Here is a 14,847-nt window from a genome sequence, read left to right on the forward strand (position 1 = left end):
ATGGATCAGGCCATCGACGGCGACCACGCAAACGTTTGCGTAGACCGAACTATGCGAACCCTGTCGAGTTTTGTCAACGACCCGTTCTGTGTCTCGGTTGGCAAAAACCAACCGTTTTACCTCACGCCGTGGTGCTGACCAGACCGCCACTGCTGGAATCCTTGGCCAGCTCTTTCACCAAACTGCCCGTCACTTGCGCGAGCGCCCCGCTGGTATTGGCGATTTGCCCCTGTATCGTCATGACAGCGGTGGACTTGGCTTCCGGGGTCGGATAATTCGCGGCTTGAGCGGCTGCCAGTTGTTGCTGCTGTTCGCGCAGTTGCTGCTGCAGTTCCTGCATGCGCTTGAGCAGCACCTGCACCGCAATACTTTGACTGCTGGTTTTCTCGGATTTGGTTTCGCCCTGAGCCCCTGCACCGCCACCGGTTCTGACCTGGTTGTCGCTGTCCTTCTCTTCACCCAGCGATTGGGCAGAGGCGTCGGAGGTCGCTTCACTCAAGGCGTTGATGGTCGCCGGGGACTTGCCCGCGATAGTGATAGCACCTGCATTGGGAAAACCGATGGTAAACGACATGTGAACTCCTTGAGAAAAAATCCTTGAAGGAGCATCGACCTGTGTGCGGGTTTCTTTAGCACTGATTTTCGATATCGCAAGGCGACTTGCTCAACGGCAAAGAGCTGCAACGGATGTTCTGGGAATACTGACTCGCCCTCGCCCTCGCCCGACCTGTTCCGGTTGGGCACCACGCTTACCACTCGCCAGCCTTGGCGAGCGGCTCACGACCTCTTCCGACAAAAAACTTCCCACCGCCCTACATCAAACGGAAAAACTACTGTCAGAGGATTTTCTTGAACTTTAAGCAGTTGCGAAAATGCTTACAGTTAAATACTGTATGCCCGTACAGTTAAATAAGGATAATTCCGTGGCCACTACCTCTGACTCTCCTGACACCTATGAACGCCTGGGTATGCGCGTTCAGAAAATCATCAATTCCCCCACCGCCCAGAAAGCCAAAGCAGCGCTGATCTTCCGTCTTCCGGACGAACCCGTGGATGAGTGGGAACGCCTGCTCGAAGAAATCGACGAGAACGACAACGTCACCCTCGCCCATCGCGACGATGGCGGTGTGCAGATTTTCTGGGTAGTGCCGAAGGAAGATTGAGTCGATGAGTGTCCGCTGGTCTGCTTTACTGTTTTTGCTCATCACCCTCGGCGCCCAGGCTGGCGCCCCACGTACCTTCGACGAAGCCAAGAAAGTCGCCTGGAAGCTGTACGCTCCGCAATCCACCGAGTTTTATTGCGGCTGCAAATACACCGGCAACCGTGTGAATCTCGCCGCATGTGGTTATGTGCCACGCAAAAACGCCAAGCGCGCCTCGCGCATCGAGTGGGAGCACATTGTCCCGGCCTGGCAGATCGGCCATCAACGCGAGTGCTGGCAACAAGGCGGTCGCAAGAACTGCACGCGCTACGACCCGACCTATCAAAAAGCCGAGGCCGACCTGCACAATCTGGTGCCAAGCATCGGCGAGGTGAATGGCGATCGCAGCAATTTCAGTTTCGGCTGGCTGCCCGTTCAATCGGGCCAGTACGGCTCGTGCCTGACTCAAGTAGACTTCAAGGCGAAGAAGGTCATGCCCCGCCCTTCCATTCGCGGCATGATCGCCCGGACGTATTTCTACATGAGTAAGCAGTACGGCTTGCGCCTTTCGAAACAGGATCGCCAATTATACGAAGCCTGGGACAAGACCTACCCGGTTCAGGCCTGGGAACGTCAGCGCAACCAGAGCGTGGCGTGCGTGATGGGTCGCGGCAACGAGTTTGTCGGCCCCGTCGACATGAAGGCTTGCGGCTAACCGGCGACTAAAACAGGCCTGATGCCTGATGCCTGATGCCAGTCAGTTAAACACAACCCATGCGGGAGCGGGCTTGCTCGCGAAGAGGCCAGCCCCTTCAAAATTGATGCCGACTGATACTCCGCCTTCGCGAGCAAGCCCGCTCCCACACGTTTCGCGCCCTGATTATCCTGATGCCAGGACGTTCTCCCGGCAGATTGCGCCCTCGCCGGACGCACAAACAAAAACGCCCCGACCGAAGTCGGGGCGTTTTCATGTGCGGCTAAGGCTTAGCGCGGGAACGCTGGCGGGTTTACACCGGCCATGTCTTCCATCACGCGAACGACCTGGCAGCTGTAACCGAACTCGTTGTCGTACCAGACGTACAGAACAACGCGGTTGTCCTGAACGATAGTCGCTTCAGCGTCCACAACGCCTGCGTGGCGCGAGCCAACGAAGTCGGTGGAAACCACTTCCTGCGAATTGACGTAGTCGATTTGCTTGTGCAGATCGGAGTGCAGCGCCATGTAGCGCAGGTACTCGTTCATCTCTTCACGGGTAGCGGCTTTCTCAAGGTTCAGGTTGAGAATGGCCATCGACACGTTCGGCGTCGGAACACGGATCGCGTTACCGGTCAGCTTGCCGGCCAGCTCAGGCAGCGCCTTGGCAGCAGCGGTGGCAGCACCAGTCTCGGTGATGACCATGTTCAGCGCGGCGCTACGGCCACGACGATCGCCTTTGTGGAAGTTGTCGATCAGGTTCTGGTCGTTGGTGTACGAGTGAACGGTTTCGACGTGACCGTTGATGATGCCGAACTTGTCATTCACAGCCTTCAGCACCGGCACGATGGCGTTGGTGGTGCAGGAAGCGGCGGACACGATCTTGTCGTCAGCGGTGATTTCACCGTGGTTGATGCCGTGAACGATGTTCTTCAGCTTGCCTTTGCCAGGCGCGGTCAGAACAACGCGGTCGATACCCGGGCAGGCCAGGTGCTGGCCCAAGCCCTCGGCGTCACGCCATACACCGGTGTTGTCCACCAGCAGCGCATTTTTGATGCCGTACTGGGTGTAGTCCACTTCAGTCGGGTTCTTCGCGTAGATAACCTGGATCAGGTTGCCGTTGGCGGTGATGGTGTTGTTGGCTTCATCAATGGTGATGGTGCCATTGAACGAACCGTGCACCGAGTCGCGACGCAGCAGGCTGGCACGCTTGACCAGATCGTTCTCGGCGCCCTTGCGGACAACGATGGCGCGCAGACGCAGGCCGTCGCCACCACCGGTTTTCTCGATCAGGATGCGCGCCAGCAGACGGCCGATACGACCGAAGCCATACAGGACAACGTCGGTGCCGGTACGACCGGAACCATTCTGCTTGCCGACCACATCGGCCAGTTCGTCACGGACGAACGCTTCGGCGGTACGGCCATTGCCTTCGGCCTTGAACTTGACGGCCAACTTGCCCAGGTCTACCGAAGCAGCGCCGAGCTTGAGCTCGCTCATTGCCTTGAGCAGAGGGAATGTTTCGTGGACGGACAATTCGCTGTCATCGGACTGGCGATGGCGAGCAAAGCGGTGAGCTTTGAGGATCGCGATGACAGACTGGTTGATCAGACTGCGGCCATAGATCGAGCTCACCACGTTGTTATTGCGGTAGAGCTGACCGATAAGCGGAATCATCGCTTCTGCGAGTGCTTCACGGTCGATCCATTCACCAAGACACTGGTCGGGCTTCTGAGTCACGGGAACCTTCCACATGTAGGGGCAGAAAAAAGGGGCTACATTATGCCGCCGAGTCCCTCCCGTAGCAATGCGCGCCTGTCGAACGGGCGGTAACAAAATCCCGTTCAAAAAAATCACGCCCTGCGCCAGCCCAGTAAAACCGGGGCTTTCAGCCTTGTCAAATTTTCGACGACAGCGCCGCCGTGTCCGTAACCCTCCGTAACACTGAGCGGTTTCGGCACTACATTTTCACTATTAAAGCGCCAGTTTTTGTCATTACCACTACATTTTGCCCAACCTGTGTATATAGACACAGTCTGCAACTGACAGCCGGCACCTGAGACCGTTACAATTGCCGACTTTGTCGCAACGCTTGGAGCTCAACCTTCCGTGCCCGTTCTGCGTCTACCGCTTCTCCCTGCCGCGGCAGGTAAACAGCACTGGGGCAACCTGCCCGGTGCCGCCCTGAGCCTGGCCATTGCCGAGGCCGCCAGCGCTGCCAAGCGCTTTACCCTGCTACTGACCGCCGACAGCCAGAGTGCCGAACGGCTGGAACAGGAGCTGAGTTTCTTCGCCCCGGATTTGCCTGTACTGCATTTCCCCGACTGGGAAACCCTGCCCTACGACCTGTTCTCGCCACACCAGGACATCATCTCGCAGCGCATCTCCAGCCTGTATCGGCTACCCGAGCTGGCACATGGCGTTCTGGTCGTGCCGATCACCACGGCCCTGCACCGCCTGGCGCCAACCAGATTCCTGCTGGGCAGCAGCCTGGTGCTGGACGTCGGCCAGAAGCTCGATGTCGAGCAAATGCGCAGCCGGCTTGAGGCCAGCGGCTATCGCTACGTCGATACCGTATACGAGCACGGCGAGTTCACTGTGCGCGGCTCACTGATCGATCTGTTCCCGATGGGCAGCAAACTGCCCTTCCGCATCGATCTGTTCGACGACGAAATCGAAACCCTGCGCACCTTCGATCCGGAAAACCAGCGCTCCATCGACAAGGTGGACACCGTTCGCCTGCTGCCGGCGCGGGAGTTCCCGCTGCAGAAGGACGCGGTCACCCGTTTCAAGGCGCGCTTTCGCGAGCGTTTCGATGTCGACTTCCGTCGCTGCCCGATCTTTCAGGATTTGAGCAGCGGGATTACACCGGCCGGTATCGAGTACTACTTGCCGCTGTTCTTCGACGAAACTTCCACGCTGTTCGATTACCTGCCCCAGGACACCCAAGTGTTTTCCCTGCCAGGCATCGAACAGGCGGCAGAGAACTTCTGGAACGACGTGCGCAATCGCTATGAAGAGCGTCGCGTCGATCCGTCCCGCCCTTTATTGCCACCGGCCGAGTTGTTCCTGCCGGTGGAGGATTGCTTTGCCCGCCTGAAAAACTGGCCCCGTGTGATTGCCAGTCAACAGGACGTAGAAACCGGTGTCGGTCGCGAGCGCTTCCCGGCTCAGCCGCTGCCGAACCTGGCCATCGAAGCCAAGGCCACTCAGCCGTTGGCGGCACTGGCCGGTTTCCTCGACGAATTCCCCGGCCGCGTGCTGTTTACCGCCGAGTCCGCGGGCCGTCGTGAAGTGCTGCTGGAGTTGCTGGAACGCTTGAAGCTGCGACCGAAAACCGTCGACAGCTGGCCGGACTTTGTCGCCAGCAAGGAGCGCCTGGCGATCACCATCGCGCCGCTCGACGAAGGCTTGGTGCTGGACGATCCAGCCCTGGCGCTGGTCGCTGAAAGCCCATTGTTCGGTCAACGCGTGATGCAGCGCCGTCGCCGCGAAAAGCGCGCCGACGCCAACAACGATGCCGTGATCAAAAACCTCACCGAACTGCGCGAAGGCGCGCCGGTGGTGCACATCGATCATGGTGTCGGCCGTTATTTGGGGCTGACGATTCTGGAAATCGACAATCAAGCCGCCGAATTCCTGACCCTTGAATATGCCGAGAACGCCAAGCTGTACGTCCCGGTAGCCAACCTGCATTTGATCGCCCGTTACACCGGCAGCGACGATGCCCTGGCACCGCTGCACCGCCTCGGCTCCGAGACCTGGCAAAAAGCCAAGCGCAAAGCCGCCGAACAAGTGCGCGACGTGGCCGCCGAGTTGCTCGACATCTATGCCCGCCGCGCCGCTCGCGAGGGTTATGCCTTCGCCGACCCGAAAGCCGATTACGCGACCTTCAGTGCCGGTTTCCCGTTCGAAGAAACCCCGGACCAGCAGACCACCATCGAAGCGGTGCGCGAAGACATGCTCGCGCCGAAACCGATGGATCGTCTGGTCTGCGGCGACGTCGGTTTCGGCAAGACCGAAGTGGCCATGCGCGCGGCGTTCATCGCGGTGCATGGCGGCCGTCAGGTAGCGATTCTGGTGCCGACCACCTTGCTCGCTCAACAACACTACAACAGCTTCCGCGATCGCTTCGCCGACTGGCCGGTGACCGTGGAAGTGATGAGCCGCTTCAAATCGACCAAGGAAGTGAACGCCGCGGTCGCGGACCTGGCCGAAGGCAAGATCGACATCGTCATCGGCACGCACAAGCTGCTGCAAGACGATGTGAAAATCAAAAACCTGGGGCTGGTGATCATCGACGAAGAGCACCGTTTCGGTGTCCGTCAGAAAGAACAGCTCAAGGCCCTGCGCAGTGAAGTCGACATCCTGACGCTGACCGCCACGCCGATTCCGCGCACGCTGAACATGGCGGTGTCGGGCATGCGTGACCTGTCGATCATCGCCACGCCACCGGCCCGTCGTCTGTCGGTGCGCACCTTCGTCATGGAGCAGAACAAGAGCACGGTCAAAGAGGCCCTGCTGCGTGAGTTGCTGCGTGGCGGCCAGGTCTACTACCTGCACAACGACGTGAAGACCATCGAGAAATGCGCCGCCGACCTCGCCGAACTGGTGCCGGAAGCGCGGATCGGCATCGGCCACGGACAGATGCGCGAGCGCGAACTCGAACAGGTGATGAGTGACTTCTACCACAAGCGCTTCAACGTACTGATTGCCTCGACCATCATCGAGACCGGCATCGACGTGCCGAGCGCCAACACCATCATCATCGAACGCGCCGACAAGTTCGGCCTGGCCCAGTTGCACCAGTTGCGTGGTCGGGTCGGTCGCAGCCACCACCAGGCGTATGCTTACCTGCTGACACCGCCGCGCCAACAGATCACTCCCGACGCGGAAAAGCGTCTGGAAGCGATCGCCAATACCCAGGACCTCGGCGCGGGCTTCGTGCTCGCCACCAACGACCTGGAAATCCGTGGCGCCGGCGAACTGCTGGGCGATGGGCAGAGCGGGCAGATCCAGGCCGTGGGCTTCACGCTGTACATGGAAATGCTCGAGCGTGCAGTGAAGTCGATCCGCAAGGGCGAACAGCCGAACCTCGATCAACCGCTGGGTGGCGGCCCGGAAGTCAATCTGCGTGTGCCGGCGTTGATCCCAGAAGACTACCTGCCGGACGTTCATGCGCGCCTGATTCTCTACAAACGCATTGCCTCGGCCACCGATGAGGAGGGCCTCAAGGACCTGCAAGTGGAGATGATCGATCGTTTCGGCCTGCTGCCGGAGCCGACCAAGAACCTGGTGCGGATCACGGCGCTGAAATTGCAGGCCGAACAGCTGGGCATCAAGAAAGTCGACGGCGGCCCGCAAGGCGGCCGTATCGAGTTCGCGGCACAGACCCCGGTCGATCCGCTGACACTGATCAAGCTGATCCAGAGCCAGCCCAAACGCTACAAATTCGAAGGCGCCACGATGTTTAAATTCCAAGTGCCGATGGAACGCCCGGAAGAACGCTTTAATACTGTAGAGGCGCTATTCGAGCGCCTCATTCCGACCACTGCTTGAAGGACGCCGCATGCGCCTGTTTCGCTCACTGACCTTGTTGATGACGCTGTTAATGTCGTTGCTCGCCTCGACGGCGTTTGCCGATGATCTGTATCAGGTTGAAATGATTCTGGTGCGGCAAAACGCCGTGCCCGCCATCGTCAGCCGCGCCGCGCCGGAAGACTGGGCTGCCGGCGCCCAACGCATCAGCCCCGACAGCTTTCGCACGCCGAGCCTGAATACCGAAGTGGAAAAGCTCACCGCCAGCAACGAATACACAGTGTTGCTGCACAAGGCCTGGCAACAGAACCTGGGTGAAGAAGCCAGCAAAGTGGCGATCAGCGAAGGCAAGGAACAGTTTGGCCAGTTCCCGATCGAGGGCACGTTGAACCTGAAACTGGGGCGTTTCACCGACGTCGACGCCGACTTCTGGGTCAATCAGATTGACGCCAACGGCATGGTCACCGCCAGCGAACGCCTGAAACAGGAAAGCCACACCAAGAACGGCCAGCTGAACTTCCTCGACAACGGTCACCTGGGCCTGCTGATCAAGATCACCTCACTGACCGCTCCTGCGCCTCGGCCAGCCCCCGATGTAATTCCGGACTGATTGAAGCCCTTATGTCCTCCGCGACCCTGAGCAAACCCCTGGCAACATCCTGGGTCAGCCGATTCAAGGAACAGAGCCTGGAGCGCGGCCGCCGCTACGCGCTGGAAAACCGCGTCAGGATCGTCGAAGTTGGCGACGCCACCATCACCGCCAGTTGCGAAGGCTCTGGCGGTAACGTTTACCGTCAGACCATTCGCCTGCGCGAGTCGGCCAAAGGCACCTTGCTGATGATCGACGCCACGTGCACCTGCCCGGTTCACAGCAACTGCAAACATTGCGCCGCGGTGTTGCTGCAAGTGCAGGAAACCCTCGCATACCCGGCCGCGGCAAAAGACGCCGAACTGCTGGAAAAACTTCAGGCCGTACTGGAAAACCGTAGCCCCAAGGCGCCGCCGCAAGTTTTGGTGGACAACGTGCAACCGGTGCCGCGCCTGTGGCTGGCGAGCATCGAGTTCAGCGCCTTCGAACCGCGTAACGGCAAGATGCAGCGTTATATCCAGCATCGTGCGGCGCTGTCCTTCAGTTATCTGGATGAATACGTCAGCGGACAGAAGAACGCCGACATCCTGATCCGCCAGGAGACGCAGACGTTGCGGATAAAACGTCACCCGGAAGTCGAACAGACCTACAGGGAACAGCTGCGAATTCTCGGTTTCAAGGTCGCCACCCGACAAAGCAAGGCTTTGCCGGAAAGTGCCGGCGAACTCTACGAGATGGTCAACGACAGCGCCTGGCTGACCTTCACCCTCAATGAGCTGCCGAAGTTGCGCACCCAAGGCTGGGAGTTGCAGATCGACGAGGACTTCGGCTTCGACCTGACCGCCGTGGACGATTGGTACGCCACCGTCGAGCAGGCACCGGAGCGAGACTGGTTCGACCTGGAACTGGGGATCATCGTTAACGGCGAACGCCTGAGCCTGCTGCCGATCCTGTTGAACCTGATGCGCTCCCACACCGAGATCCTCAACCCGGAACGGCTCGCCCGACGTCGCGACGACGAACTGATTCTGGTGAACATCCCGCAACGCCGCAGCACCGACCAGGGCCCCTTGCAGGTCGCCCTGCCCTTCGGCCGCCTGAAACCGGTGCTGGCCACCCTCGGCGAGTTTTATCTGCAAGAACCCGGCGAAACCACGCTGCGCCTGAGCAAGGCCGACGCCACGCGACTGAACCCGCTGGAAGGCCTGCCGCTGCTCTGGGAAGGTGGCGAGCAGATCCGCACCTTTGCCCAGCGCCTGCGCGATATCAAGGACCACACCGCCGCCGCGCCCGAAGGCTTGAATGCCACCTTGCGCCCGTATCAGCTGGAAGGCCTGAGCTGGATGCAGTCGTTGCGACAACTGGAAGTCGGCGGGATTCTCGCGGACGACATGGGCCTGGGCAAAACCCTACAGACCCTGGCGCATGTTCTCAGCGAGAAAAATGCCGGGCGCCTCGATCGGCCGTGCATGGTGGTCATGCCCACCAGCCTGATTCCCAACTGGCTCGACGAAGCGGCGCATTTCACGCCGCAGCTCAAAGTGCTGGCGCTGTACGGTGTCAGCCGCAAAAAGCATTTCGACAATCTGGCCGATTACGACCTGATCCTGACCACCTATGCGCTGCTGCCCAAGGACGTCGAACGCCTGGCCGCGCAGCCGTTACACGTGCTGGTGCTGGATGAGGCTCAGTACATCAAAAACCCCAACAGCAAGGCCGCCCATGCGGCCCGTGAGCTGAATGCTCGCCAGCGGCTGTGCCTGAGTGGCACGCCACTGGAAAACCATTTGGGCGAGCTGTGGTCGCTGTTCCACTTCCTGCTGCCGGGATGGCTCGGTGACGTGAAAAGCTTCAACCGCGATTACCGCGTTCCGATTGAAAAACGCGCAAGCGAAGTAAGACTTCAACACCTGAACGGTCGGATCAAACCGTTCCTGCTGCGCCGGACCAAGGAACAGGTGGCCACCGAACTGCCGCCGAAAACCGAGATCATCCATTGGGTCGAGCTCAACGAAGCCCAGCGCGACGTATACGAAACCATGCGCCTGGCCATGGACAAGAAAGTCCGCGACGAAATCACCCGCAAGGGCGTGGCGCGCAGCCAGATCATCATCCTTGAGGCGCTGCTGAAACTGCGTCAGGTGTGTTGTGATTTGCGCCTGGTCAACGATGCCGCCCTGCCCGCTCGCGGCAGCACCTCCGGCAAACTCGACAGCCTGATGGAAATGCTTGAAGAGTTGTTCGAGGAAGGTCGGCGGATTCTGCTGTTCTCGCAGTTCACTTCAATGCTGTCGCTGATCGAGGACGAACTGAACAATCGCGGCGTGGCGTATGCGATCCTGACCGGGCAAACCCGCGACCGGCGCACGCCGGTGAAGGAGTTCCAGAGCGGCAAGCGTCAGATCTTTCTGATCAGCTTGAAGGCTGGCGGTGTAGGCCTGAACCTGACCGAAGCCGATACCGTGATTCACTACGACCCCTGGTGGAACCCGGCGACGGAAAATCAGGCGACGGATCGCGCGTATCGCATTGGCCAGGAGAAACCGGTGTTCGTCTACAAGATGATTGCCAGGGGCACGGTTGAGGAGAAGATTCAGCATCTGCAGAAGGAAAAGTCCGATCTGGCCGCAGGCGTGCTGGATGGGCGCAAGACCGGGGACTGGAAGTTGCAGAGTGATGATATCGAGGCGTTGTTTGCGCCGTTGCCGGAAAAAATCGACAAGTAGCGGCGATTATAGAATCGCCATCGCGAGCAGGCTCGCTCCCACATTGGATCTGTGTTTGCCCACCATAATGGAGACAACACAAAATTAATGTGGGAGCGAGCCTGCTCGCGATGGGGGTCGACTCGATGTAACGACTGATTAACCCTTAAGCACCCGCGCCAACGTCGACTTCACCTTGCCCATCCCGTCATGTAATGCCTGCTCGATCTCGGCCATGGTGATCACTGCCGTCGACTTGCCCGCCGCCGGGTTCACCACCAGCGCCAGGCAGGCGTAATCCAGTTCCAGTTCACGCGCCAGTGCCGCCTCCGGCATACCGGTCATGCCGACAATGTCGCAGCCGTCACGTTCCAGCCTCGCGATTTCAGCCACTGTTTCCAGACGCGGGCCCTGGGTGCAGGCATATACGCCATGGCTGCTGTAGCCAACCCCTTCAACCGCCAACGCCGCAATCAATTGCTGACGCAGGGGTTCGCTGTAGGGATAGCTGAAGTCGATGTGCGTCACCTGTTCCAGGTCATCGGCAAAATAGGTGTGTTGGCGACCGCTGGTGTAGTCGATCAATTGATGCGGCACGCAGAAGTGCCCGGTACCCATCGCGGCATGAATCCCGCCCACGGCATTGACCGCAAGAATCGCTTCGGCACCAGCCTGCTTCAAGGCCCACAGGTTGGCGCGGTAGTTCACCTGATGCGGCGGAAAGCGGTGCGGGTGCCCGTGACGCGCGAGAAACAGCACTTCCTTGCCAGCGTATTCACCAATCTGCACCTCGGCCGAAGGCGCGCCGTAAGGAGTGTCCACCGCCAATGACTGACGAATGCTCAAGCCTTCGAGCAGAGTCAGGCCGGTGCCACCGATAATCGCGTAAACCGTCATAACGAAAAGTCCTTAATCAATCAATTGAGCTTCTTTGAGCGCGCCGACGGCCGTCAGCCAGCGCGGATCTTGACGGTATTCGGTGTTGGCATACGCCTGCCCACGCATCCGCGCAATACGCGCCGAAGGCTTGACCTTCAAACGCTGGGCGGCGCTCAAGGCCAGCTCGGCGGCCGCGCGGTCGTTGCACACCAGGCCCATGTCACAACCAGCGGTCAATGCCGCTTCGATGCGACTGGCAGCATCGCCCACCACATGTGCACCGGCCATCGACAGGTCGTCACTGAAGATCACGCCATCGAATTGCAACTCGCCGCGCAGGATGTCCTGTAACCAGCGGCGGGAGAAACCAGCGGGCTGGGAATCGACTTGTGGATAAATAACGTGGGCCGGCATGACGGCGGCCAGCTGCTTGCTCAATCGCGCGAACGGCACCAGATCGTTGGCACGGATCTCATCGAGGCTGCGCTCGTCGTTGGGAATCGCAACATGGGAGTCGGCCTCGGCCCAGCCATGACCGGGGAAATGCTTGCCGGTGGCGGCCATCCCGGCGCTGTTCATGCCGCGAATGAATGCACCGGCGAGCAAGGCGGCGCGTTCGGGATCACCCTCGAACGAACGGGTTCCGACCACCGCGCTGCGCTGGTAATCCAGGTCCAGCACCGGGGCGAAGCTCAGGTCGAGACCGACCGCCAGCACTTCGGTCGCCATGATCCAGCCGCACTGTTCGGCCAGGTATTCGGCATTCGGGTTGTCGGCGATGGCGCGCATGGCTGGCAACCGCACGAAGCCCTGACGCAGCCGCTGAACCCGACCACCCTCCTGATCCACCGCCAGCAGCAGATCGGGACGAATGGCGCGGATCGCAGCGCTCAACTCGCGCACCTGACGCGGGTGTTCGATGTTGCGGGCAAAAATGATCAGGCCGCCCACTTCAGGTTGACGCAACAATTGGCGATCTTCAGACGTCAGCCAGGTACCGGCGACGTCCACCATCAACGAGCCTTGCAGGCCAGCAGTCATAGAAATTCCTTGATTACGATAAACCCGGCTCGCACGAATTCGCCGCCATGGGCTGAGCCCGGCAGGTCGGCGATATCAATGAGGGGGTTCAGAACGAGAGTCGGCATGGGCGGCTAGCTTAGCGGATGTCAGCAGCCGCGCCCACCCGTGTGCGGTTAAACCTTGGCGGCCACCGGGGCCGATTTGCTGCGCGGACGCAACTGTGCAGTGGCCATGGCGGCGTCGGTGACGCCGGTTTCGGCACGCATGCCCGCGGCCAGGAACGGCACCATCAGACGCATCACTTGCTCGATGGAGGTGTTGACGCCGAAATCGGTCTCGGCAATCGCGCGCAAGGCCTTGATCCCCGACATGCTGAACGCCGCGGCACCGAGCATGAAGTGCACGCGCCAGAACAATTCGATCGGTGGAATGCGCGGTGCAGCCTCGTTGACCAGCATCATGTAGCGGCGGAAAACCTTGCCGTACATGTCTTCCAGATAACGACGCAAGTGCCCTTGGCTCTGACTGAAGGCCAGCCCCAGCAAACGCATGAAAATGGACAGGTCGTTGCCACTGCGTGGCTGCACCACCAGGGCTTGCTCGACGAGGATCTCCAGCAGCTCTTCAAGGGTCGGTTTGTTCTCGGGCTTGGCCGAACGGCGCTCCAGCTCTTTATCGAGACTGAGGCAGAACGGCCCGAGAAAACGCGAGAAGACCGCCTGAATCAGCGCCTTCTTCGATCCAAAGTGATAATTCACCGCCGCCAGATTGACACCGGCCTTGCTGGTGATCAGACGCAATGAGGTTTCAGCGAAACCTTTTTCCGCGAACAACTGCTCGGCAGCATCGAGAATGCGTTCAACGGTTTCCGACTGGGCCATGGCTACTCCGCCTGACAAACACTTGTTTGAAACATACGTTTCAGCCCAGGCCTTGTCAAGTCTGGCGGTTCGTTTTTGGAATGGTCGGTCAGTTATTTAACCATACAACAGTGGCGCTTCAATCAGCGAGCAGAATGACCGTCCAGCGGCCGATAAAAAAAGGGGCATTGCCAAGACTGGTTCACTGTATATAATCCCAGTCACTGTATAAAAAAACAGAGCGATCAATATGCTAAAGCTGACGCCACGCCAAGCAGAGATTCTGGCCTTCATCAAACGCTGCCTCGAAGACAACGGCTACCCACCGACCCGCGCGGAAATCGCTCAGGAACTGGGCTTCAAGTCGCCCAACGCGGCGGAAGAACACCTCAAGGCACTGGCCCGCAAGGGGGCGATCGAAATGACCCCCGGCGCCTCCCGCGGCATTCGCATCCCAGGCTTCGAAGCCAAGGCCGACGAGTCCACGCTGCCGATCATCGGCCGAGTGGCGGCGGGTGCTCCGATCCTGGCCCAACAGCACATCGAAGAATCCTGCAACATCAACCCTTCGTTCTTCCACCCTCGTGCCGACTATCTGCTGCGGGTCCATGGCATGAGCATGAAGGATGTCGGCATTTTCGATGGCGACCTGCTGGCCGTCCATACGACCCGTGAAGCCCGCAATGGCCAGATCGTGGTGGCACGGATCGGTGACGAAGTGACCGTCAAGCGCTTCAAGCGCGACGGCAGCAAGGTCTGGTTGATTGCCGAAAACCCTGAATTCGCCCCTATCGAAGTCAACCTGAAAGATCAGGAACTGGTCATCGAAGGCTTGAGTGTCGGCGTGATTCGCCGCTAAAGGAGGCTTTATGCAGTTCCCACACACCTCACAGCAAGCCCAACTACCGTTGTTCGAGGCGTTCATGGCGCAGCCGCTGGCGCCAATCCTGAAAGACGTGGTCGAGTCGCCCTGGAGCACCGAGCCCGAAGTCTTCAGCGAACTATCACTGCGCGGCGCGGCCGGGAACTGCCTGAACCTTCTGGCACCGATTCTCAGGGAACTGAGCCAGGATCAGGATGCACGCTGGCTGACACTGATCGCCCCGCCCGCCAGCCTGACCCAGGCTTGGTTACGGGACGCTGGCCTGAACCGTGAACGCATTCTGCTGCTGCAACCGCGCGGCGCACAGAGCGCTCAGCAGTTGACCTGTGAAGCCTTGCGACTTGGCCGCAGCCATACGGTTGTCAGCTGGCTAAATCCGTTGAGTACTTCGTCGCGGCAACAGTTGATCAGCGCTGCCCGTACCGGGGATGCGCAAAGCCTGAATATTCGACTGGGTTAACTGATAAACACTGCGCGCTGAATAGCGCGGGGCTTCTCCATGGATATAGAGAAGCCAATCTGTAGAGGTATCGGC

At 59.7% G+C, this 14,847-nt stretch carries 12 protein-coding genes; 7 read left to right on the forward strand and 5 right to left on the reverse strand.

What is annotated here, in order from left to right; translation table 11 throughout:
- Positions 1-121: 121 nt before the first annotated feature.
- Positions 122-574 (reverse strand): hypothetical protein, encoded by a 453-nt coding sequence (locus tag AACY49_RS12000; protein ID WP_258696713.1) that lies wholly within the window; start codon positions 572-574, stop codon positions 122-124.
- Positions 575-872: 298 nt separating this feature from the next.
- Here AACY49_RS12000 and AACY49_RS12005 point away from each other — a divergent pair, with 298 nt between their 5' ends.
- Positions 873-1,163 carry a DUF1654 domain-containing protein gene (locus AACY49_RS12005; RefSeq protein ID WP_258696714.1) on the forward strand — a complete coding sequence of 97 codons (291 nt, stop codon included), beginning with the start codon at positions 873-875 and terminating at the stop codon, positions 1,161-1,163.
- A 4-nt stretch (positions 1,164-1,167) separates the two neighbouring features.
- A complete protein-coding gene (locus AACY49_RS12010) occupies positions 1,168-1,857 on the forward strand; it encodes an endonuclease I family protein (protein ID WP_258696715.1) in 690 nt (229 codons plus the stop codon).
- Positions 1,858-2,126: 269 nt separating this feature from the next.
- Here the strand turns inward: AACY49_RS12010 and AACY49_RS12015 are convergent, their stop codons facing one another.
- The gene (locus AACY49_RS12015) at positions 2,127-3,590 is read right to left on the reverse strand and encodes a glyceraldehyde-3-phosphate dehydrogenase (RefSeq protein ID WP_123720883.1); all 1,464 of its coding nucleotides are present in this window, start codon (positions 3,588-3,590) and stop codon (positions 2,127-2,129) included.
- Positions 3,591-3,944: 354 nt separating this feature from the next.
- On the opposite strand from AACY49_RS12015, the gene mfd reads away from it, so the two are divergent.
- The 3 genes from mfd to AACY49_RS12030 are packed head-to-tail and all read left to right on the forward strand — an operon-like array spanning position 3,945 to position 10,688.
- Complete coding sequence (gene mfd, locus AACY49_RS12020) at positions 3,945-7,394, forward strand: transcription-repair coupling factor (RefSeq protein WP_339523913.1); 3,450 nt, start codon at positions 3,945-3,947, stop codon at positions 7,392-7,394.
- A 10-nt stretch (positions 7,395-7,404) separates the two neighbouring features.
- Entirely contained in the window at positions 7,405-7,983 is a 579-nt protein-coding gene (locus AACY49_RS12025; RefSeq protein ID WP_339523915.1) for a CsiV family protein, read from the forward strand.
- A gap of 11 nt (positions 7,984-7,994) precedes the next feature.
- Positions 7,995-10,688, forward strand: coding sequence for a DEAD/DEAH box helicase (locus AACY49_RS12030; protein ID WP_258696718.1), 2,694 nt, complete (start codon positions 7,995-7,997; stop codon positions 10,686-10,688).
- Between the two features lie 138 nt (positions 10,689-10,826).
- On the opposite strand, the gene AACY49_RS12035 is transcribed toward AACY49_RS12030, so the two are convergent.
- From AACY49_RS12035 to AACY49_RS12045, 3 genes are all read right to left on the reverse strand, one after another.
- Positions 10,827-11,564 (reverse strand): S-methyl-5'-thioinosine phosphorylase, encoded by a 738-nt coding sequence (locus tag AACY49_RS12035; protein WP_339523918.1) that lies wholly within the window; start codon positions 11,562-11,564, stop codon positions 10,827-10,829.
- Between the two features lie 12 nt (positions 11,565-11,576).
- A complete protein-coding gene (gene nagZ / locus AACY49_RS12040) occupies positions 11,577-12,575 on the reverse strand; it encodes a beta-N-acetylhexosaminidase (protein ID WP_177318265.1) in 999 nt (332 codons plus the stop codon).
- 167 nt (positions 12,576-12,742) lie between these two features.
- A complete protein-coding gene (locus AACY49_RS12045; protein WP_339523920.1) occupies positions 12,743-13,450 on the reverse strand; it encodes a TetR/AcrR family transcriptional regulator in 708 nt (235 codons plus the stop codon).
- A 229-nt stretch (positions 13,451-13,679) separates the two neighbouring features.
- Between AACY49_RS12045 and lexA the strand changes: the two genes are divergently transcribed.
- Positions 13,680-14,288: a transcriptional repressor LexA gene (gene lexA, locus AACY49_RS12050; RefSeq protein ID WP_007933171.1), complete on the forward strand. Its 609-nt coding sequence runs from the start codon at positions 13,680-13,682 to the stop codon at positions 14,286-14,288.
- Between the two features lie 10 nt (positions 14,289-14,298).
- A complete protein-coding gene (gene sulA / locus AACY49_RS12055) occupies positions 14,299-14,772 on the forward strand; it encodes an SOS-induced cell division inhibitor SulA (RefSeq protein WP_258696721.1) in 474 nt (157 codons plus the stop codon).
- Positions 14,773-14,847 lie beyond the last annotated feature (75 nt).

Origin of the sequence: Pseudomonas sp. EL_65y_Pfl2_R96 (genome assembly GCF_963970905.1) — a bacterium.
In the GTDB taxonomy this organism is placed as follows: Bacteria; Pseudomonadota; Gammaproteobacteria; order Pseudomonadales; family Pseudomonadaceae; genus Aquipseudomonas.

Bases quoted from the DNA above. Each gene is read 5' to 3' on its own strand.
- AACY49_RS12025 (WP_339523915.1), top strand. From the start codon at position 7,405: ATGCGCCTGTTTCGCTCACTGACCTTGTTGATGACGCTGTTAATGTCG.
- AACY49_RS12035 (WP_339523918.1), bottom strand. From the start codon at position 11,564: ATGACGGTTTACGCGATTATCGGTGGCACCGGCCTGACTCTGCTCGAA.
- sulA (WP_258696721.1), top strand. From the start codon at position 14,299: ATGCAGTTCCCACACACCTCACAGCAAGCCCAACTACCGTTGTTCGAG.
- AACY49_RS12005 (WP_258696714.1), top strand. From the start codon at position 873: ATGCTTACAGTTAAATACTGTATGCCCGTACAGTTAAATAAGGATAAT.
- AACY49_RS12000 (WP_258696713.1), bottom strand. From the start codon at position 574: ATGTCGTTTACCATCGGTTTTCCCAATGCAGGTGCTATCACTATCGCG.
- AACY49_RS12015 (WP_123720883.1), bottom strand. From the start codon at position 3,590: ATGTGGAAGGTTCCCGTGACTCAGAAGCCCGACCAGTGTCTTGGTGAA.
- AACY49_RS12045 (WP_339523920.1), bottom strand. From the start codon at position 13,450: ATGGCCCAGTCGGAAACCGTTGAACGCATTCTCGATGCTGCCGAGCAG.
- AACY49_RS12030 (WP_258696718.1), top strand. From the start codon at position 7,995: ATGTCCTCCGCGACCCTGAGCAAACCCCTGGCAACATCCTGGGTCAGC.
- lexA (WP_007933171.1), top strand. From the start codon at position 13,680: ATGCTAAAGCTGACGCCACGCCAAGCAGAGATTCTGGCCTTCATCAAA.
- AACY49_RS12010 (WP_258696715.1), top strand. From the start codon at position 1,168: ATGAGTGTCCGCTGGTCTGCTTTACTGTTTTTGCTCATCACCCTCGGC.